14 protein-coding genes, 1 tRNA gene and 2 riboswitches are annotated in these 19,648 nt (G+C 52.0%); of the genes, 4 read left to right on the top strand and 11 right to left on the bottom strand.

The window, feature by feature from the left end; all coding sequences use genetic code 11:
- Positions 1-12 precede the first annotated feature (12 nt).
- Positions 13-89, top strand: a tRNA-Arg gene (locus METLU_RS0114890).
- A 155-nt stretch (positions 90-244) separates the two neighbouring features.
- Here METLU_RS0114890 and METLU_RS0114885 read toward each other — a convergent pair.
- The 8 genes from METLU_RS0114885 to METLU_RS0114850 form a co-directional block, all read right to left on the bottom strand.
- On the bottom strand, positions 245-2,203 hold the full coding sequence (locus tag METLU_RS0114885) for a CHAT domain-containing protein (RefSeq protein WP_027158906.1): 1,959 nt from the start codon (positions 2,201-2,203) through the stop codon (positions 245-247).
- 1 nt (position 2,204) lies between these two features.
- On the bottom strand, positions 2,205-3,692 hold the full coding sequence (locus tag METLU_RS0114880; protein ID WP_027158905.1) for a metallophosphoesterase: 1,488 nt from the start codon (positions 3,690-3,692) through the stop codon (positions 2,205-2,207).
- A gap of 163 nt (positions 3,693-3,855) precedes the next feature.
- Complete coding sequence (locus tag METLU_RS0114875; RefSeq protein ID WP_027158904.1) at positions 3,856-5,580, bottom strand: GMC oxidoreductase; 1,725 nt, start codon at positions 5,578-5,580, stop codon at positions 3,856-3,858.
- A gap of 163 nt (positions 5,581-5,743) precedes the next feature.
- Positions 5,744-7,324 carry a patatin-like phospholipase family protein gene (locus METLU_RS25495; RefSeq protein ID WP_036243166.1) on the bottom strand — a complete coding sequence of 527 codons (1,581 nt, stop codon included), beginning with the start codon at positions 7,322-7,324 and terminating at the stop codon, positions 5,744-5,746.
- A gap of 37 nt (positions 7,325-7,361) precedes the next feature.
- Positions 7,362-8,225 carry an acetoacetate decarboxylase family protein gene (locus METLU_RS0114865; protein ID WP_196806549.1) on the bottom strand — a complete coding sequence of 288 codons (864 nt, stop codon included), beginning with the start codon at positions 8,223-8,225 and terminating at the stop codon, positions 7,362-7,364.
- A gap of 71 nt (positions 8,226-8,296) precedes the next feature.
- Positions 8,297-9,349, bottom strand: a complete 1,053-nt coding sequence (locus tag METLU_RS0114860) for an alpha/beta hydrolase family protein (protein ID WP_027158902.1) — start codon at positions 9,347-9,349, stop codon at positions 8,297-8,299.
- Positions 9,350-10,320: 971 nt separating this feature from the next.
- Positions 10,321-11,910, bottom strand: a complete 1,590-nt coding sequence (locus METLU_RS0114855) for an Ig-like domain-containing protein (protein WP_027158901.1) — start codon at positions 11,908-11,910, stop codon at positions 10,321-10,323.
- A 185-nt stretch (positions 11,911-12,095) separates the two neighbouring features.
- Complete coding sequence (locus METLU_RS0114850; protein ID WP_027158900.1) at positions 12,096-12,611, bottom strand: DUF2380 domain-containing protein; 516 nt, start codon at positions 12,609-12,611, stop codon at positions 12,096-12,098.
- A gap of 224 nt (positions 12,612-12,835) precedes the next feature.
- Here METLU_RS0114850 and METLU_RS0114845 point away from each other — a divergent pair, with 224 nt between their 5' ends.
- Both METLU_RS0114845 and METLU_RS0114840 read left to right on the top strand, forming a co-directional pair.
- Entirely contained in the window at positions 12,836-14,197 is a 1,362-nt protein-coding gene (locus METLU_RS0114845) for an ATP-binding protein (protein WP_027158899.1), read from the top strand.
- The gene (locus METLU_RS0114840; protein ID WP_027158898.1) at positions 14,194-14,883 is read left to right on the top strand and encodes a response regulator; all 690 of its coding nucleotides are present in this window, start codon (positions 14,194-14,196) and stop codon (positions 14,881-14,883) included. The genes METLU_RS0114845 and METLU_RS0114840 overlap by 4 nt, the downstream gene beginning before the upstream one ends.
- Before the next feature lie 69 nt (positions 14,884-14,952).
- Here METLU_RS0114840 and METLU_RS0114835 read toward each other — a convergent pair whose 3' ends face one another.
- The 3 genes from METLU_RS0114835 to METLU_RS28705 all read right to left on the bottom strand — a co-directional run bounded on the left by METLU_RS0114835 (position 14,953) and on the right by METLU_RS28705 (position 18,030).
- Positions 14,953-15,513 carry a VPLPA-CTERM sorting domain-containing protein gene (locus tag METLU_RS0114835; protein ID WP_155920573.1) on the bottom strand — a complete coding sequence of 187 codons (561 nt, stop codon included), beginning with the start codon at positions 15,511-15,513 and terminating at the stop codon, positions 14,953-14,955.
- 833 nt (positions 15,514-16,346) lie between these two features.
- A complete protein-coding gene (locus tag METLU_RS28710) occupies positions 16,347-16,922 on the bottom strand; it encodes a VPLPA-CTERM sorting domain-containing protein (RefSeq protein ID WP_027158896.1) in 576 nt (191 codons plus the stop codon).
- A gap of 535 nt (positions 16,923-17,457) precedes the next feature.
- Positions 17,458-18,030 (bottom strand): hypothetical protein, encoded by a 573-nt coding sequence (locus METLU_RS28705; RefSeq protein ID WP_027158895.1) that lies wholly within the window; start codon positions 18,028-18,030, stop codon positions 17,458-17,460.
- A gap of 32 nt (positions 18,031-18,062) precedes the next feature.
- Positions 18,063-18,144: riboswitch (cyclic di-GMP riboswitch) on the bottom strand.
- Positions 18,145-18,235: 91 nt separating this feature from the next.
- A riboswitch (cyclic di-GMP riboswitch) is annotated at positions 18,236-18,319 on the bottom strand.
- 269 nt (positions 18,320-18,588) lie between these two features.
- Between METLU_RS28705 and METLU_RS0114815 the strand changes: the two genes are divergently transcribed.
- Entirely contained in the window at positions 18,589-19,647 is a 1,059-nt protein-coding gene (locus tag METLU_RS0114815; protein WP_027158894.1) for a winged helix-turn-helix domain-containing protein, read from the top strand.
- Position 19,648 lies beyond the last annotated feature (1 nt).

The following is a 19,648-nucleotide window of genomic DNA, read 5'->3' as shown; positions in this document are numbered from 1 at the left end:
ATACGCGCTTACGCGCCCGTAGCTCAGCTGGATAGAGCGCAGCCCTCCGGAGGCTGAGGCCAGAGGTTCGAATCCTCTCGGGCGCGCCATTCTTAATAACCCTCCAAAAAAGCCGTTTTTATCCTGGCCATCATTCAGCACTTTCGGCAATCCGGCGCAACCTCGCCTCAATACAACTATACGGAATCCGCCGCATTGAATCGGGACATCCTTTTCCCGTTATCCGGCATCATAGGCTCAGTGCCTAATACTCGTCCCCCAACGCGTCCAATGCTGCCTGCGCCAGGCTTGACCATAGCGGGGTGCTCCAATCCTTCAGATACCGCCTGAACTGGCGCCGCGTTGAAAAAAGAGGAAACGCATCGGAGCAAAGCTCGTTCAGCATCTCTCGGCAGTGCTGCTTAATCTCGGTTTCCAGCGATTTAGGATCGCTGTCTTGCCCGCCGTATACTGCTCCCAGCAAGCTGAGTTCCGCCAACGTACTCAACGCATAAGCCCGGTCCTCGCCTGATGATTTGCGTATCTGCCATTGCACAATCTGTCTGGCCGCACTCCACAATATGCCGTATTTATGCGCCAGCTCTTTTAGTACGGGGCCGTCGTCTCCCCGGTTCAGGATGGCGATAATCGACAGGTATTGCGTAATGACCCAGTAATTACAAGGGTCGATTTCCCAGGCGTCACGGTAGAAATCGCGGCAGGCTTCATAGGCTTTCTGGGCCAATGACAGATCTTCCGCCAGGGCATAGGCGATGCCGATGCGTTTCTCGCTGGCAGCGCTGATGCCCAGGCGTTGCGCCCTATCCTTGGCCGAAACGATGGCATGCGATTCCTCGCGCCAGTTTTTCAGATCCTCGCGCACCGATGCGCACAGCGTTGCCAATTCCACGTTTTGGGCATCACCAAGGACTATCGCCGCACTGCCGCCGTGGTCCAGATTGGCTCCCACCAGCTCGTCGATCCGGTCAAACTTCACTTCGATTTTGCGCTGCGTCTGCTGGTCGCGGAACAGGTTGACCTGCCGTTCAAAATTCCACGGCACTGTGGCGTAGGCGACGATGCTGGCCCAGTCGTGCGTCTCCGGCGAATCCGTGCGCAGCCGCTGGCGCAGTTCGTAGAGCACCCAGCGCGGGTCGCCGCCGTTCAATAATCCGCGATAGAGCACTTTGGCCGCGATGGCCGATGCCTTCATCCACAGCGGAAACTGGGAAGCGACGACCCACGGAATGCCGGCCGCGTTCAGTTCGTGGGCGATGCTGCCGCCGGGCGTCAGTACCGATTCGATATTGCCGGAATCGCAGGTCGCCAGCGTCACGAGCGTCGGCCGAAACCGCGTGTTGCCGGCCGAGTCGCTCGAGGTCAGGGCAATGGCGAGTCGCTCGCCGTCGACGATGTCGGCGCTGTCGCCGGTCTCGCTGCACAAAGCCAGGCCGTAGCGCTCATCGCCGGAATATTTGAACGGCGCGCCATGGGCCAGGATGTGGACATGGGTGAACTCGGTCGAGGCGCAAAGCGAGCGGATCTGCTCCAGCGTGGCATTGGGCAGTACGGTCAGCAGCTTTTTGACTTCCTCGATACGATTCTCATCCTTGATCTTGACCCAGGGCTCGATGGCCTCGCGCAGGGCCTGCAAATGGGTTTGCGCGGGCACGTAAAGCCCGTCCGGCGCCGCGAACGCGAACAGAATGCGCGGCGGACGCGTCCAGTCGACCGGCAGCGGACGGCCCCGGCGGATTTCCCGCGTGATCGTGATCGGCGTGCGCATCTGCAGGAACAGCGGCGAGCCCGAGCCGGGGAAACCGTCCGGCGCCACGGCCGCCTCGAAGGGCATCAGGCCCAGCTCAAACGCGGACATTGCCAATCGCAGATGCACAAGTTTGCCGTTCTCGGCGCCGGCATTGCCGAGCTCGGAAAGCAGGGCCGGCACCTGGCCGAGCACGCGGCCGATGGCCTCGCCTATGTCGCGGACTTCCGATTGCCGCTGATCATCGGTGGCGGGGTCCTTATCCTGGGGGTATCTGAGCCGCCGCAAGCGCATCAGAAGCTGACGATGCTCGAACGGCATTTGCAGCGTCACGGGCCCGTCGGAGCCGCACAAGGCAATGTAATTGGTCAGCGGCGACAATAGTTGATTGTGGGCGGGCCCGGATCTTAACAGCTCGAGCTTGACGTTGCGGATTTCCGAAGTGTGGGTCTCGACCATGTCACTTCCTCACGAACTGCTGGATGACCTGGGGCGCGCCGGTGCCATCCCCAATAATATGGCTCAGGCGGCCGACGACGCCGCCGTTTTCCGGCTTGATGGACACGGCGCTGGTCTGGTTCATCACGAAACTCTGGCCGCCGAATTTCGCTTCGTCGATCAACTCCATGCGGCCGTCGATCAGTACGTCGTAAACTGGCTTGAACGAGTTCTGGTCCTTCAGCATGGCATCGGTGAAGCGCAGCAGCCGAATCCAGGTGCCGCAATTGAAGTAGAAGCGCCCGCCGCCCATGTCGATGGCGCGCTCCAGATGGGTGTGTCCGGTGACGATGAAATCGATCGAAGGCCCAACCGCCGCCGTGACATCCTTGAAGGTATCGTCCCGGTCGGTATGATCGAACGTCTTGTCATCGGCCAGCCAGTCTTTCAGCGCCCGGCGCAATGCCTCATCCTTGGGCACCCCCGTCAGCCGATCAATGAGGTATTGACCGGCGCCCAGCGGTGCTTCCGGCTCGACGATCTGGGCATTCGGTCTGCCGAGATTGGCCTCGGCCAGCGCCAGCATCTCGTCAACACTCTGCGAGTCCTGTTGCACCTGGCCTCGGATGCCCTCGCTGAGATGGGGGCCCAATAATTGGTTAACCGTCACGGACGAGGTATCCACCTGTTCGCGTGGCTGGAAACCCTCGGCGGACAGGCGCTGATTCACTTCCTTGCCGTCTCGCACTTTTTCGCCGACGATGGAGACCAGGTTGGTGATTTTCTTGGCTTGGGACGGATCGAGCACGACCAGCGTACCGACCGCGGCCTGGGTTTCCGGTTTCAGCAAATCGATCCATTTGTATTTTTCCTTGACCTCGTTCATGACCTCCTTGACCATGCGCGTGCCGGCGTTCGGATACCATTCCTTGGCATCGAGCGAGCGGCCGGCATTCAGGCGCCGCCCGACCTTGGCCAGATCCTCGTAGCGGTTGTAGTTCCAGGCGTCCACTTCGTTGCCGTGCGTGCAGTAGACGCGGGCACCGCCGACCGTACAGGTATAACCGGCACCGGTGGTCGAGAACTCGATCCGGGCGCGCTTGACCAGGTCGTCTCCCGCCAGCCGCGCCATGATCAAGCGCTGGACCGTCGGGAACGACATTTCGATATCATGGTTGCCGATGATGAAGATCAGCGTGCGCCGCTCGGCCGCCACGAAGGCCGCCAGGGCATCCCAGATGCAAGCGAAGGACGCGTCTTTCATAATCCGGCCCACGACAGTCACAGCCTGCTCAACAGCGATATAGCCCGGCAGTTCCTCGGCCAATGTGTCGAAGACATCTCCATTCAGCACCAGCGCGACATGGCCCGCCGGACACTGCTGGCTCACCCAGCCGATGTAGCCCGCCAGCCTTTTGGTCTCTTTCAGGATCTGGAAATTGGGCCTGTTGCCGCCCATGTGAATGTCCGAGATTACGTGAATCTCGTCATAAGCAGGAAAATCGCTCATACGTCTACCTCTCGTTGGAATAAAACCGAGGGATAAATGCCGGGCAAATTCGGCGTGCCGGTATTTAATGCCTCGATATATATAATTTGTTGTGCTGATTATCGCCTGTTGATCCGGGCCAAAGTTTTAATCAACAGGCGGTTGGTATAAACAGAAAAAGACGTTATAAATCCGCGCTCGGCTTGATGCCGGTAATGCCTTCCGCGACACGCTCCGATAATGCGCAGATCGTCGCGACCGGATTGGCGCCTACGGCCGTCGGCAATAATGCGCCATCGGCAACATATAAGCCGGCATAACCGAAAACCTGACCGAAAGTATCGACGGCCGCGCTGGTGACGCCTTCGGCGGGATCATTCGCCAAGCGGCAGCCGCCCAGGGAATGCACGGTAATATTATTTTTCATGGGCCACAGCCAGTTCGGCAGCGGAATGAATGCTTTCCCGCCGCTCCACTCCTTGAACCGGTTGCCGGTATCGAGAATCGCCTGATACAGGGACATGCTGTCCTTGTAAGGCCATTTCACATGCAGAAAGCCATCATTGTTCAATTCCATGACGCCGTTGCTTTTGTCTATGCCCATGCACAGCAAGACGCTGCTGGTATAGGAAAGATCGCCTTTCAGCAATTCATTGAAGGCGTAGCCGATATGGCCATTGGTTATGCCCTGCATGAAGCGGGCAATGGCCATCTTGGCAGTCCGGATAAAGGCATTGAAATGCGAAAAGCCGGGTCTGAGCCCCTCTGAGTACCAGGCGGCAAAATTGGGATAGCTGGCGTCTTCCAGTATGAAGGCGTTATCCCGATTGAAATTTTTGAACAGATTGTAATCAGTGCCCTGGGTAATGACCGGGCCGTAATTGGGATTGGCGGGCTTGTCGCCGTCGATGACAAAAGAGAGAAAATCGCCGTTACCGGAAAAATGCTGGCCGAGCTTTTGGCTGATATTGGGCAGGGTTTTGTAGACATCCCGGCAGCGCATCAGAAGCTCGTTCGAGCCCAGCGTGCCGGCCGAAACCACCACGCGGCGGGTCACGGCGCTGTGCTCCGTGTGGCCGTCATTCAAATCCTGCCAATAGACCCGGTAACCGAACTCGCCGCTGGCAGCAGAGTTTTCATTGCCTTGGGCATCCAGGGGCACGATTTTCTGGCCGAGAACTTCGGTTTTAATCGCGGCCTGATAGCGCGTTTCGGCGACATGCAGGTAATTCAAATCCAGCGAGTTTTTCGATTGCGTGTTGCAACCCAGATCGCATTCGGCGCAATAGACGCAGGAAGTCTGCAGCGCGCCGTAACGGTTTTTTTCCTGTACGCCGATGTCGGTCGGATTGTCGAAGTCATTTCCGAAAAATACATTGATATCGAGCATTTGCGACTCGTGGCCGTCCGCCTTGGCGAATTCCTGGAATAAGCCCGTGCGGATGACCTGCCGGCGCGGATCGTCGTTTTGCGGCATCGGTCTTGCGCCCAGAACTTCCTTGCTGACCGCGTAATAAGGCTGCAAAGCGTCTTTCTTGCTGGTTTCGGGCCAGGTGTGGTCAAACACTTCATCGGGCGGCTGAAGGAAGACATTGGCATAGATCAGCGAGCCGCCGCCCAAACCCGCGCCGACCACGGCATCGATATGGTCAAAATTGCGTATATCGAACATGCCGTGCGTTTCCTTGCTGGCGATGTTTTTCGGCCTGCTGCGCTTTTCCGGCAGAAGATTCCAGAAGTTGTTGGCCATGTCATGCGGCGAACGCGGGAAAGCCCCCAAGGGGTAGCGTTTGCCGCGCTCCAGCAGCATGACCTTGCCGGGCCATTTTTTCGATAAGCGGCAGGTATTGATTGATCCGCCAAAACCACTGCCGATGACAATAGCTTCGTAGTCGTATTCGGTATTCATCGTATTTCCCCGATATTGTTTTTTTTATTGTTAGGATTTGATTTATAGCTTCCTGGCTTGCGCATGAAGCCGCTCATGTAGGCTGGGTTGGAGCTTTAGCGTAAACCCGGCATTTCGAAGCCGGCCATGCCAGGTTCACAGCCTACAACTGTTCTTAAAAAACTCAGGATTGAATCTGGGCGCCCGCACCGTTTTTGTGGACGTGCGTGACATACGTGTCCCAAAGCTCGCGCATGAAAAAGCCGCCGAAAGCGCCGATCGTCCCGGCTTTTGCCGCGAAGCCATCAGCCTGCGTGACCGTCACGGTCGACACCAGCTTCATCAGATCGACTACGCCCAATGTCAGGATGCCCGCGCCGATGACCGGACCCGATTTGTCGGTACCCTTGTGCAGCTGCGTGTACAGGGTTGTAGTCTCAGGCCAGAGCTTGAGCAGCGAGCCGTCGCGTACTTCCTTCCTGCCCGCCAGGTAATAGGCTTCGCCTTGATGCTCAAAGCCCAGCTCATAAACCATCAAGGTCAATTTCGGATCGGCCGTGGGTTTGAACAAATTGAACACCCCGGTCTTGGCGACCATGCCCATGCCCAACGGGGCAAAATCGATGGTGCCGGTCAAGTGGCCCGGATGCTCGGCATCCTTGACGAAGGCATCCATGTCGTCGATGCTGACCATCGCGTGCATGGCCAGTTGCGTACCCGCCTGTTTGCCTTTCGCCTTGCCGTCCTGGGGATCGCTGGCATCGAGCGCAAAGCCGCCCGTCATCGTTTCTTTAAATTGCAAACCTGTTTTTTGTGCTGTCATTTTCAGTATGTAAGGTTCAAACGGAACCCCCTCCGGTTTCATGCTGTTGAAATAAGCTCTCGCATCGGCCCGTCCCATTTCGATCAGGGTGGCGTGGCTGATCGCGCCCGTGTACAGCGCCGAGTCCAGTGGCAGCGGATGCGCGGGTTTGATCAGGTGGAGAGTGATGGGTTGTTGATGTCCGTATGGTTGTTCGCCGTTGGCTATCCGGGTATTGATGTCCTTGATTTGTTGAAGCTCTTTGATCAGTGCGCCGTTGGCGCTCATTTCCAGCATTTGCACATAGGCGTCCAGCGGGCCGCTTCGGTAGCTGGGAATATTGCCCATGATCCAGATCAGCCATAATTCATTGGCGCCGCGCTTGACGGCCTCCAGCAAATTGGCATCCTGGATAAACCCTGAATCCAGATAAACCGTATCCTTGATCGTGACGGGCGGCAGCGTGCCAGGCAATGACATGCCGGCCACCAGGAAATCCTCGGTCATATCCTGGTGTCGGATGACTTCGTTCATTTTCCTGCCGAAATTGCAGACGTTGAACGTGCCCTGCACGCCTTCCGCGGCGCGGATTTTTTCAAAATCGATGCCCAGATGCGGATAGACTTTTTCGCGGAACGCCTTTGCTGAACCGGCGGCGACAAACTTGGGCGGCCAGAGATAATTGCCCAATGGCATAAAAGAGATCGTATCGCGCATTTTCAAGGTGCGCCAGCGTTCGCAGATGTCGTCAATCTGCAAACCGGAAAACAGCATGGCCAGATTCAGCGAGCCTCCGGACGTACCGTCCATGTGCTGAAACTTGAGGTCATGCGCGAAAATCTCGGTCAGCGCGCCGGCGGCATAGGACAAACGCATGCCGCCTCCCGGAAGAATGAGCGCCCTTTTGGGCAATCGACTGTCGTTAGCCGCCGCGCCTTGAGGAATATGGGCTTGTGCCGTCATAACTATTACTCCTGCCTGTTGATTGTTACCATCATGATCATGCCGGTGGAATCGGCGCATCAGGCGGAGACAGCCATTCTTCGCTCAAACCCAGATTGATCACGGACTCAAAGCCTTCCGGAGCTTTCTCGGGCAGTTGGTCGAAATCGAGAAACCAGCTCTCGATGTGATCATCGAGCGTGCCGGTAATGGACGGCAGGAAAACCGTGGCAATGGCATCGCCGATTTCCAGTTCCTTCATGGCTTGCAGGCGGGGATGGTCGCCGATGACAAAGCGGGCTTTGGCGTTCTTGAACAGGCGAACGCCGCATTTGGTGTCGAGCAGGATGTCCGACTTCATCAGCATGCCGCGGAATGAACAGTAATTGGAGGCGCGCATCTTGACCGGCAGGCAGGTTTTTTTCGGGGGCTCTATTTCGACATAAGTCACCAGTTTGCCATCCAGGTCATACTGGCTGCTGACCTTGTCCTCGGTGATTTTAAAATTCAGATGTCCCTGGTGCTTCGGCATGCCCCAGATGCCTTTGCCGCCTTTGACCGATATTTCGGACGATACCGGCAGGTCAACGACATACTGGCCGGTCTTGAAGAAATTCATGAACAGGGCCGGCAGCAGTCTTGGCGCCGGTTTTGCGCCATGGGTGCAGGCGATGGCGATGCTGTATTCGACGTATTTGCCAATAGGCGTTTCGCGATAATCAATAACGGTCACGATCAGCAACCCGGTGTTCCACAAGCGGAAGGGATGGACGCCTTTGGGCAAAAAGGCTTTGGCTTTTTCCGGATTAATCGGGAATACCGCCATCAAGGCTGGCGAATTCGTTGCGGCAACGGGTAGCTTGAACGGAATGCCGTCGACCAATGAAAACCGACCCGCGTATTCTTTAATGCGTTTTGGCATGCAAAACATGATTTTTACTCCCTCTTGGCGCCGTTGATTTTATGGCGCGGTTTTATTGTTGTTGTTATGAATTAATCTTTATCGAGTTCGTCGAGGATCAAGGGAAACGTGTCCCGAGCCGCATGCTTGCCCATGAACACATCCAGGTGGCCGTAGCCGGGCAGCACATGCAGCGAATGGTAATTCGGGCGCAATCCGGAAAAATAGTTATAGGAATTGATTTGGCTGATGGGCAGAAAACAAAGGTTGTTTTCCCCGGCAAAGAAGGCGAACCGGGCGTCAGTCTTGGGGGCGGCCTTGAGAAAATCGTCCGGCAGTTCCTTGAAGCCTTCGACGGAAACCAAATGGCCCTGCTGCGTGCAGCGGGTGATCTGCTCGAAAAAGCGCAGCGGCACGGCGCCGAATTCTTCCTTCAACCATTCATGGGTTTCTTCATTGAGGTTTTCATGGCTCCACAAAGCCGGAAAGCCGCTGCCGTAAGTAAAACTGACCTGTTTGCAAACGGCGTTATGGCATTCGTGATGGGTCATATTGACCAGCAGGGTAATCAACTTTGCAGCCAGACCGGGCGCCTCGACGCCCCAGTGCGGATTCAGGTAGGGCGTGAGCAGCTTGACCAGCGGCACCAGGTATTGAAGCTTGAACGTGGACCAGCGCGGCACGACCGGGTGCAGGGAAACGGCATTGCTGACGATGGTCGTGACTTCGGGCACGAGCCCCGCGAGGGCCGACATGGTGAAACTGGTCGAGCCTTGGCAATGGATGATGGCCTTGAGATTTTTCGCGCCGGTCTCGGCGATAATGGTCTTGACGGCCTTGGGATGATCGTAGAGGGCCGCCTGATCCAGCGTCCATAAATTCGGCGGAAAAGCGATGCTGCCCCGCCAGTTTTCCAGCCATACATCATAGCCCTGTTCAATCAGCGCATCGACTATCGTTGTCGCTACCGGCGCCCGGTATATGGAGGCACGCACCCCGGCGCCATGCACCAGAATGACCGGGCCTTTGTCCGGCGCTTTCCGCCCCCGGACATTGATCAGGTTAAGTTCGACGCCATCATCGGCAGTAAAGGGGATGATCCGCTCATCATAAGGCGATTGGCCGCCCGGCGTTTGCGAAAGCATAAAGAGTCTCCTTTTGGCATTTATTAGTATTTATTATTGGCCCTTAAGGTTTCAAGGAGACGGAAGGCTTCCGTTCCCAAGAAAATTTGGCATTGCGTTGCCATTTTTTAGTTATATATGAATTCAATTCCCCCCAAACAGATCGGCAATGGCTATGGCTATGGGAAAGCCTCTGAAGCCGCAATCCGCACTCTAAATTAGAGACTAGGCGCCATACCTATCAAGCAGTTCCGCCGCCTGATCATCCGACCTTTTTATCTGTGCTCCAGCCGCCAGAATCACGCGTCCTGGTTCGGTTAAGCCGAGGGACAGAAAAATAGTCGTGCTATTACCTTGATATATCTCTATTTTTTATGTTTAAAAGGCAGAGAATAAATCGGCGTTACGCAAAAAATAGCATTATAGTTTATATAACCAATGTTTCAAGAAATGCCTGTTCTTTTAGCGCGGGCATTCATCCATGAAATACTTATCACGGTTGAAAACATGCCAAAGGTACAAGCAAAACGACGTTAACCACAACCGGCATTGGGATATCAATTGCCAATTGTAATGATGGACATATAAAACATGAGGACAGCATTACCGAAAAATCAAATTTCTCGAAGAAGCGACTGTGCTTCACAATCACCTTGCTTTACTACCCGCTTTCGAGATATTTAATCGCGTAAGGGCATAGATCTCGGAGACGCTTAAAAAGCCCCTTAAAAATATCAACATATAAAAACCACCGCTATCCGTTTATAAACCGGATAAAGAGCAGATTCATTTGCAGATAAAAGATAAGCCCTGCTTTCTGATGTTTTTATAAATCAAGATTGAAAAACAGGAAAGAACATGACTTATCTTTCCTGTTCGAGGTAATGGATTGCCTCAAGCAGCCAAATAAAATAGTCTCAATCGAGCCTGACTCCGAGATATCTTATGCAACTGCCGAGGCGGGGAAAAAACCTATATCACCAGTCTACGAACTATTTGATAGCTGTAATAGCAATCGCTTCCAGCCATTGAGCATTACCGTTAGCCGCCGGATGATACTGCATAATCACAGAATAGGCGTTGCCATTGGCGGCATCAGTCACGCGAGGCATTAACACCTGCCCGTTAGCCGGATTATACGTGGCCTGGAACGGATCGACAGTTTCCCCGGAGCCGAGTTCGTTGAGGTCTATCAGAGCAAATTTATAAGTATTGCCCGAGAATGGAGCTTGCCGTACCAGGCGGGCCGCGTATAGCTTGCCTTCAACCTTGACCTTAGGGATATTCAGTTCACCGCTGAAGCCATTGAATGTTGCCGATTTTTCAATTGCGGATGGCGATAATAACGGATGGATTGTTGGCAATAACGGATCGAGGCCAGTGCTGGTAATGTTGATCGTATACTGGTCATCGCTATAGAAAGATGAGATATATTCCTGTGTAGTTGGAAGAGATTGATACCAAGTTCCTAAAGAGTCTGTCCACGAGGTGGTTACAGGGAGCCCAGGTTCACTCAAAAGAACTGATCCTTGACCACATTCGTCATCCCCTTGGTCCGCATCTCCATGTAGAGGCGAGGAAATAGCAATGTAGTAATCTCTTTCGCCTGGAGGAACACCGATTTCAAGAGAATTAGCCGTATCAAAACAAGGATCAACTATACCGATGAGAGCCCCATCGAATAACCCCGCCCTATAAGCCAGATACAGGTTATCTGAAGCGCCTATGATCGCAGGCTCATCCACCTTTTCTTCCCCTGGATACTTGGGATCATTATGTATAACTATCTTATTCCGTATGTCCGATCTACTGCCGGTTTCCTTCACCCAACGGTGGAGCGGATAATAGGCAGATTCTTCCCACTCAGGCGTGAACTGAGCACTGTCAAACACATACAGTACCCATCTGCTTTTTTTACCGAAGCAACTGCTGCCCTGCGGACAAACGTCAAGCTTGATGATTTCGTTACCGGCACTGTGCAAGAAAAACCAATCCTTATCAGCCGCGTGGAGCAAATGCCCTTTAATATTTCTGCCGGAATTCAAAGGTGTTGCATCGGTAGAATGATCATTAAATTCAACGTCCACATTATCGTAAAGTTCATCCTTCGGCTGTTCAAAAACAGTATTGCCGTCAGCATCAACCGGGTTACCAATAATAGTTACATTTAGGTTCGCGGTAGCGCTTTGTCCGAACTGGTCGACAAGGGTGTAGGAAAAAGAGTCTTTGACGACTTCGCCAGCCGCTAGCTTATTAACGCTGGGAGCGCTTTTATACAAGGTATAGGTAAAGCTGCCGTCGGAATTGAAAAGCAGAGTGCCATATTCACTCGCTGGCGAGCTGTTAAGGTAAGCACTCGTCCCATTCAGGTCATTTGCTGTCACATTGCCAGTCACGGAAACAACATCATTTGGCCTCACGGTGATCCCGTCATCGTACGCCACAACCTGCGACGCTGTGGGTGCTGTCGGGTCTGTGGGGTCTGTGGGGCTTGTGGGTTGCTCGGGTCCCTTTAGAGGACCAGGTTCGGCGCATAGGCCAAATGAACAGAGCAGTAATAAAGGGGAAATTTTTTTTAACATGGGGGATACACTCCTGTGAGCCTACGGACAATTTAATCGGGTCATGCCTGAGAATAGTTCAGTTTTGCTTATAGTCAAGCTGAGCCCTGAAAATGCCCATTGGATATAGCTTCCTGCTATTTATTTAGGAATGCGGCCAGAATCTGCCTAACCTTGTGTCCGGGAAAGTGTTGGCACATCAGCATTCACATCCGCTTGATCGCGGCATGAATCTTTTTCGCCAGCGTATTGATTCCGCGTTTTGTTACCTTTTCATGCGTGCCTTTCAGTTCAATATCATATCTTGCGGAAAGATCAGGCGTTTTCACATTGACCAAATACACCATCAGATAAGAAAACAGAAAACTGGGTTTGCTGTGCTGTCCGACTACGACCCAATCGGCGCCAGACTGGCTGGCCAACTCAGCCGCCGCATCATGAAATTTGAAAAGATAACCGAACCCGGCATTCGCGGCCGCTTGTTCATCGACATTGATGCGAATGATTTCGTAATCGCCGGCTTGACCGATCGCCTGTTCAAGCAACGGCTTGATTGTAGCCGTGCGCGTGAGTTCATCCGGCGTATTGGGCATTGACGTGATGTCGTTCAGCTCGAAGTTTAAAACCGCTATGCGAGTACCTGCATGAACGGCACCATTAAAAATCAGCCCCATAGCCAGTATGATCCAGGCAGGAATTATTCTTGCATTTATTAATTTCATCCTCTGTTCTCCTTATTTTTAAGAAACGTTGCTTGCGTAACAGTTGCCAGATTAGCGTGGCGGCCTGCGTCCGTAACCTGATCATTGCCCATTGAATACGGGCAATTTGCCCGACTTTATCGAGGCTGCTTTCCATGCCGGTCACAGGCGCATAGAATGCGCTCAAGGGCGCGCCGAGCCTCAAAGCGTCTGATCGTCAGCAAAAAATCTCATCCGGCATTACTATGAATCTGAAAATTTACTTGCTCTCGCGCATCATCCTGATCGGCTTCGCCTGCCTGGCTGCAACGGCTATCTGGGTGCTGTATCAGGCCGACCGGGAATTCCGGCGCGAGGCCCGTTCAACGGCCGACTCGATAGGCCGGCAACTGGAAGTGCAACTGCTACGCATCAATGCGGGCTTCGACCATGTGGCGAGGTTCCCGGATCTGGGATTATGGCAACAGATCAGCACCGTATCCGGCACTTGCGTGCGGTTCATGCCGACAGACGGAGATCAGGTCCGCAGCGTATGCAGCGGCGGCAACGTAATCGCCCGGAGCGTGCCGGACTGGTTCGAAGGCATATACCGATGGGCTTTCAAACCCGGCCTTGAGGCCATGCGGCCGATTGCCTTTCGTGATCGCGTTCATGGCACCGTCATTGTCGCACCCAGCGCCGAAATCGAGATTGCCAGCGCCTGGCAACAGCTTCGCGGCCTGATGGGGCTGTCCGCAACAACCGTGCTGGCTCTTTGCCTGCTGGTTTATGTCACGGTGAGTCGCGCATTGCGTCCGGCACAAGTGATCGTTGCCGGCCTGGAAAACATGAGCAATGGCGACTTATCTACCCGTCTGCCCGCTTTCGAGCTGATCGAATGGCAGCGCACCGGCCAGGCCATTAACCTACTGGCGGCCAGTCAGCAGCAGTTGCTTGCCGAACGCCGAAAACTGGCCCTAAAGCTGATGACTGTCCAGGAGGAAGAGCGCCGCTATCTGGCGCGCGAGCTACACGACGAGTTCGGCCAATGCCTGGCCGCCATCAACGCCGTCGCGGCATCCATGACGCAAACGGCGGAACAGGGCTGCCCTGCGCTGGTGCCCGAAGGCAAAAACATCGCTCGCATTACCGGCCACATGATGGATTTGTTGCGCGGACTGCTGCTGCGATTGCGGCCCATGGATATCGATGAACTGGGATTGTCGGCCTCGCTGAGCAGCCTGGTGGCCGGCTGGAATGCCCGAAGCGGCGGCAAGATTCATTATCAGCTGACCATCGACGGCGATCTTAACCGGCTGCCCGAGCCGGTGCCCGTCAATATTTTTCGCATCGTTCAGGAATGCCTGACCAATATCGCCAAGCATTCATCCGCCGCCAACGCGAAAGTCACGCTCATACTATCCGACGGACTTGTCGAATTGCGGGTCGAGGACGACGGCATCGCCGATAAACTGCCGTTTGAAGAAGCGTCCGGCATTGGACTGCTTGGTATGCGCGAGCGCGTGGCGGCGCTGGGTGGTCAACTAACGCTGGCGCCGGCCCAAGCCGGCGGTCTGATGGTCCGGGCATGGCTGCCGGTACAACCCGCTACAGGCGCGCCGACATGACGACTTCTGCACACATCAGGATTTTACTGGTCGACGACCATGCCATCGTCCGCGAAGGTTATCGCTCGCTGCTGGAAAAGCAACCCAGGCTGGAGATCGTCGCGGAGGCCGCGGACGGAGCCGAGGCGTATGCCCGCTTCAAGGATTGCAACCCCGATCTGGTCATCATGGATCTGTCGCTGCCCGGCCAGGGCGGACTGGAGGTTATCGCTCATATCAGACAGAGCCGCCCCGATGCCAGAGTTCTGGTTTTCAGCATGCACCTGCATCCGGTTTTTGCGATTCAGGCCGCGCGGGCCGGCGCTTTAGGTTACGTAACCAAGAGCAGTGCGCCCGATGTCCTGATCCGGGCCGTCTATGACGTCCATGCCGGTCGCCACACGCTGAGCGCCGATATCGCCCAGGCGCTTGCCCTGGAAAAGCTGGGCGCCTATCGCATCGCGCTGGAAGAACTGACCGTACGCGAATTCGAGATCTTGCGGCTGCTGGCCGAAGCGCGATCGACCGAAGACATTGCCCGCCTGCTCCATATCAGCCCGAAAACCGTGCTGAACTGCCATTACCTGATCAAGCGGAAACTGGGCGTCGCCAACGATATCGAGCTGACCCGCCTGGCTATCAGGATGAATGTGATCAATCTGTTGGAACTGTCAGGCCCGCCGCAGGAAGAATATAGGCCCTCATAAAGCCTATTTGAAACTGACTGTAAAAGACATAAAAAAGGGGCCGAAGCCCCTTTCATGTAAAACCGGATTTTAAGCTTGAACGGCTGTTGATTTTCTGCGCGCTGCTGCGCCGATCAAACCTGCCAAACCTGATCCGAACAACCAGACTGCTGCTGGTAATGGAACCGAATTAACGTCAACATCAGTAGCGGTAACATGAAGCGTTGCTGCTTCAAATATGAAATCTCCGCTAGTAGCTGTTAAAACTATCAATAACTTGCCTATATCGCTCAATCTCAACAAGGCATTGCCGTTATCAAATAAATTAAAGCTTAAGTCATGATTTGCATTTGCATTACCAGCTAAGCTAGTACTCTCAGCGGAGAAGGATAATTTTTCAGCACCATCCTGAGGTCCTTTATCATCACGTAGTTGTAAATTCACTAACGCATTAGTGACATCCTGAGTGAGTGGATTAAATCCAGAATCCGTTATATCAAACTCCCAGGAATAGCTCGATGTTTGATCATCACCGGTTCCCAACAGCATATCAGTTGGATTATAAGTGTCCGTATAAGATGCAGCTTCTGCTGCCGTTACTGTTATTGATATACTTATTATCATTAAGATAACGCAATATATTTTTTTCATTTTTTAATCCCTATATAAATTAACCAATAAATATAAATTGCACTCCAAATACTTTTTAAAACAGTATAAGATCCTGGAGCTTTCAGCAGCTGCTTCACAGCAGATATGGCTTGTTTTGTGGCTTTAATTCCAATAACCACCTTTCAAAAATCAATGGAATAAAACTCGGTTGAAAAGTTATTCAATTATGTTTATTTCCCATTGTGTTCCTTTTTCAATTTTTAACAATTTCGTTTAGTTTTCAATATTTTCATTAAATCAATCTTAATTACTGGTTAATTATTGATTAATTACTGGTTAATTAATTGATAAGCTGCCATATACTTAAGTCATCAATTTAGATTATTAGTAACTATTAGTATTAGGCTTAATCCGGCATCTCTAATTCAGAGTCTGGTATGCTGTTTTGGAAACAACGCCCTATCTGTTGTTGGAGAATGAAAGGCATCTCAGTCACCGCCCAAGATGTATCGCCTGTCGCATCATTTCCAGCATTAAGCGGACCCGATGGATATGGTTAGAAGAATTGTTCGGTGCAGCACCGGATGCGGTCGGCCTGACGATAAGCCGACATTGATGCTGGCCTTTAATTCCTTATGGAATTTTGCGGATGATAGCAAGATGCCGCGCTTTATTTCCTGGCAGCCGGCGAATCTATCGCTTCCGTCCGTGTTCGATCTTAAAGGATATGAAAACGCCCAAGGCCGGGCTTGAAAAAACGCTAAGAATTCATGCCATACTGTCTTAACAGTTGCATAGGCATTCGCCGGCGTATTGACTTAGCCGACATAAAAAAGGGGCCGAAAAGCCCCTTTTAGCATTAAGACAGAAAGTTAAGCTTGATTTGGTGATTTTCTACGTCCTGCGCCAATCAGGCCTAACAAACCTGATCCGAACAGCCAGACTGCCGCTGGCACAGGCACAGGGCTTCCATAAACTGTCATATGACTCAAATTCCTGAAATCATTGGTGCCGATTATGTTCATTTCCCAAGTACCGGATGTTGCGCCTGGATCCAGCAACCAAGCCGTCCAAAAGACACCGTTAGATGCTCTGCCATCGTTAAGAACCAGAGTAATCGCTTTATAACTTTGCCATACGGAAGGATCAAGCGACCAGGTTCCACTTACCAAGTCACCGTTTTGTCTAATACCATTATCGATACTCAACGGACCATTGGTATATGAATTATCGGTGTCATTCGTATCTATTTTAGTTATTTCCTGCCAATCATTAAGGCCAAAGAAATTGCCCGCATTCAGATCGGCCGCAGTATCGTTTGAATCATTAACAGATCCATCTCGGGAGTCCTGGGAAGGCGTTACAGGTCCAAATGTAGCAGCGTTTGCCACATTCATTCCTAACATAACAAAAACTAGCATCAGGCCAAATAAACCATGTTTTCTCATTTCATTTCTCCACAATTAATTTAAAAAAATTTGGAACAAACTACTTAACCGAAAAACCTATTTATTTTGCCCCCATCACTGGATTCCTTTTTTATTCTTAATAATTCCATTAAAGTTTCAGTGATTCCATTAAATAAAACTGAATTTTCATTAAATTAATATGAATTTTTAGTTAAATTTTCGGACATTTGAAGTATACCTTGGCCGCTTATTCTTGTTGTTAGTGTTTTGTTATTTTTGCGTTAGAGTCTGAGCTTAAATTGTTATATTTGTTAGGATCTGTAGCTGATATTCAATTTTTCGCCTTGAAACAGCCCCCATTTATTGCAGAAAAAATGAAATATTAATCAGTTTGCCACTCGGGATTGACCGCTTTAATACCCACTGCAACGGGGGGCAGTTAATTATCACGGAAAAAATTGTTCTATGCGGTATATAGCAGCCTTATCCAATACAGTATCCATCGGACTACCTCATCTTGGCAGGCACAAAAAAGGGGGCCAAAGCCCCCTTTGATTGCAACCGGATGTTAAGCTTACGCAGCGGCTGATTTTCTACGCGCTGCGCCGATCAAACCTAACAGGCCTGATCCGAACAGCCAGACAGCCGCCGGGACGGGTACTGGATCAGGCGCAGGACCAGGATCGCCGCCAAAAGCAATATAGTGCGAAAGCCCTGTTCCGCCTCCAGGAGCTGTCTTCCAAGTACCTGAAAATACGGCCTCTGTCAGGAGAAAAAGTCCATACGCATTGCCTTGCTTCAGGCCGATATATATTGAATCCCAGCTATCCCAAATACTGGCATCGATACTAAAAGTTCCGAATCCATTTGCATCTTGGGGAGCATTTGGGGTTATACCGGTAATACTGCCGGTAAGATCTGTCACATTGGTAAATAATGTATCTTGACCAGGATTTGTCACTACATTGTTTCCCCCCTGGATTTCGATATTTTTATCTTCAGTAGTGCAAGACAGTACAGTTCCCGATCCCGAAGCCGCGTTCATTTCAAAGTTACCACAGGTAGCTGCCTGAACGTTAGCTAAAGGACCAGCCGATACGGCAACGAGCATTAAAGCCGCACAAGTTTTTTTATTTAGTGTTTTCATGAGATTTTCCACAAATACAAATTATTAAAATAATTTGCAACCCAGCCATCTTCCGCCCTTGAAAGATCTGTGGCTTTCCGTCCTCGCTTCGCAACGAGTTTGGCATGTCTCATCATTTGAGTTTTAAAAGCTGATAAGTGCTATCGACCCTTAGCTCTCAGTGATTTTTCCGTTCTAGCCCCCCTTCAGCAATAATTTTAAAAAAAATTGCAATCCAGCCATCTTCTAAACTTCTAGAAGACCTTGGACTTTCCGGCCCTGCTTCGCAGCAGGTGTGGCGTGTTTTATGACGTCGATTTGGTTAAGCCGCCCTTTGAAATCAATGGGATCAAACTCGATCGAAAAGCCATTCAACTTTATATCCGATTGTGCTCCCAGTTTTAATTCTCAAAAATTCCATTTAAGCTTCAGCACTTCCATTGAATACACCTTAATTTTTAGTTAAATCTTTGGCTGAGAGCCAGTATACTTAAGCCGCTTCTGTAAGTTGTTAGTAATTTGTTATTTTTGTGTTAGAGTTTGGCATTATTCTAATTCAGGCTTTTTATGCTTGTGTCAATGGATCAAAATTCTATTTACGAGTTTGAAACATTTCGCCTGGAAGTGACGACCCATTTATTGTGGGAAGGTGAAACCCATGTCAATCTACCGCCCAAGATTTACCGCTTATTGCTTTATTTCCTGCAGCATGCGGGTCAGCTGATATCGCGGGAAGAGTTGTTTGAGGCGGTGTGGGATGGCCGGCTTGTCGACGATTCGGCATTGAGGCTGGCTGTCAATTCCTTGCGCAATATTTTGCACGACGATCGCAAAACCCCCCGCTTTGTTGCCACAGTCAGCAGACGAGGCTATCGTTTTCTGGCTGATGTCACCGTCAAGCGGTCTGGCGATGATCGCATTCCTTTGTATTACCAGCCTAAAATTGAGCCATCATCTGCCTGGTTCGAGCGGCCTTCGGAATTGGCCCTGCTTCAAAAAGCCTTTCTTCAGGCGGCCGATGGGGAGCGGTGCGTGGTTTTTCTGAGTGGTGAACGCGGTACGGGCAAAACGACCTTGCTCGACATGTTCCTGTCCGGAATCAAATACCCCGATCTGGCAGTGCTCCGTTCCCGATGCGTGCAAATGCACGGAAGCACAGAACCGTTTCTGCCCTTGTTGGAGGCGCTCGAACGCCGTTGCCGCGAACCGTCCGGAAGAACCTTGATCGAGCGTCTGGATCAGATTGCCCCAACCTGGCTCTTTCAAATGTCGAATCTGTTGAGCGCCGATGAACTCGCCGACCTGATTCCGAAAGTCTCCCAAAACAGTACGCGACGTATGCTCAGAGAAGCCGCCGAATTTTTTGAGAATTTAAGCACCGGTTCGTTCTTTATCCTGATAGTCGATAACGCGCACTGGATTGATGAAGCGACTTTGGATTTAATTGCCTTGCTGGCGTTTCGGCGCTCTGAAGCGAGATTGCTGATTATCGTCAGTTATCGTCCTTGCGAAAACAGCGCGGGCGTCCAGCGCATTGAAAAACTACGCGAGGAACTGCTTCATCGCGGCGTGTGCCGGGAACTGTCCCTGCAACACCTGGCTCAGCTTGATCAGGTTGAGTTCCCGGAGGCTGAATAAT

Source organism: Methylobacter luteus IMV-B-3098, from assembly GCF_000427625.1.
Lineage (GTDB): Bacteria > Pseudomonadota > Gammaproteobacteria > Methylococcales > Methylomonadaceae > Methylobacter > Methylobacter luteus.
This window is presented reverse-complemented; position numbering and strand designations above follow the sequence as displayed.

What these genes read in the sequence shown, in the direction of transcription:
- METLU_RS0114840 (WP_027158898.1), top strand. Translation starts at nt 14,194, where the DNA reads ATGACGACTTCTGCACACATCAGGATTTTACTGGTCGACGACCATGCC.
- METLU_RS0114875 (WP_027158904.1), bottom strand. Translation starts at nt 5,580, where the DNA reads ATGAATACCGAATACGACTACGAAGCTATTGTCATCGGCAGTGGTTTT.
- METLU_RS28705 (WP_027158895.1), bottom strand. Translation starts at nt 18,030, where the DNA reads ATGAAAACACTAAATAAAAAAACTTGTGCGGCTTTAATGCTCGTTGCC.
- METLU_RS0114865 (WP_196806549.1), bottom strand. Translation starts at nt 8,225, where the DNA reads ATGCCAAAACGCATTAAAGAATACGCGGGTCGGTTTTCATTGGTCGAC.
- METLU_RS0114885 (WP_027158906.1), bottom strand. Translation starts at nt 2,203, where the DNA reads ATGGTCGAGACCCACACTTCGGAAATCCGCAACGTCAAGCTCGAGCTG.
- METLU_RS25495 (WP_036243166.1), bottom strand. Translation starts at nt 7,324, where the DNA reads ATGACGGCACAAGCCCATATTCCTCAAGGCGCGGCGGCTAACGACAGT.
- METLU_RS0114860 (WP_027158902.1), bottom strand. Translation starts at nt 9,349, where the DNA reads ATGCTTTCGCAAACGCCGGGCGGCCAATCGCCTTATGATGAGCGGATC.
- METLU_RS0114855 (WP_027158901.1), bottom strand. Translation starts at nt 11,910, where the DNA reads ATGTTAAAAAAAATTTCCCCTTTATTACTGCTCTGTTCATTTGGCCTA.
- METLU_RS28710 (WP_027158896.1), bottom strand. Translation starts at nt 16,922, where the DNA reads ATGAGAAAACATGGTTTATTTGGCCTGATGCTAGTTTTTGTTATGTTA.
- METLU_RS0114880 (WP_027158905.1), bottom strand. Translation starts at nt 3,692, where the DNA reads ATGAGCGATTTTCCTGCTTATGACGAGATTCACGTAATCTCGGACATT.
- METLU_RS0114835 (WP_155920573.1), bottom strand. Translation starts at nt 15,513, where the DNA reads ATGAAAAAAATATATTGCGTTATCTTAATGATAATAAGTATATCAATA.
- METLU_RS0114850 (WP_027158900.1), bottom strand. Translation starts at nt 12,611, where the DNA reads ATGAAATTAATAAATGCAAGAATAATTCCTGCCTGGATCATACTGGCT.
- METLU_RS0114845 (WP_027158899.1), top strand. Translation starts at nt 12,836, where the DNA reads ATGAATCTGAAAATTTACTTGCTCTCGCGCATCATCCTGATCGGCTTC.
- METLU_RS0114815 (WP_027158894.1), top strand. Translation starts at nt 18,589, where the DNA reads ATGGATCAAAATTCTATTTACGAGTTTGAAACATTTCGCCTGGAAGTG.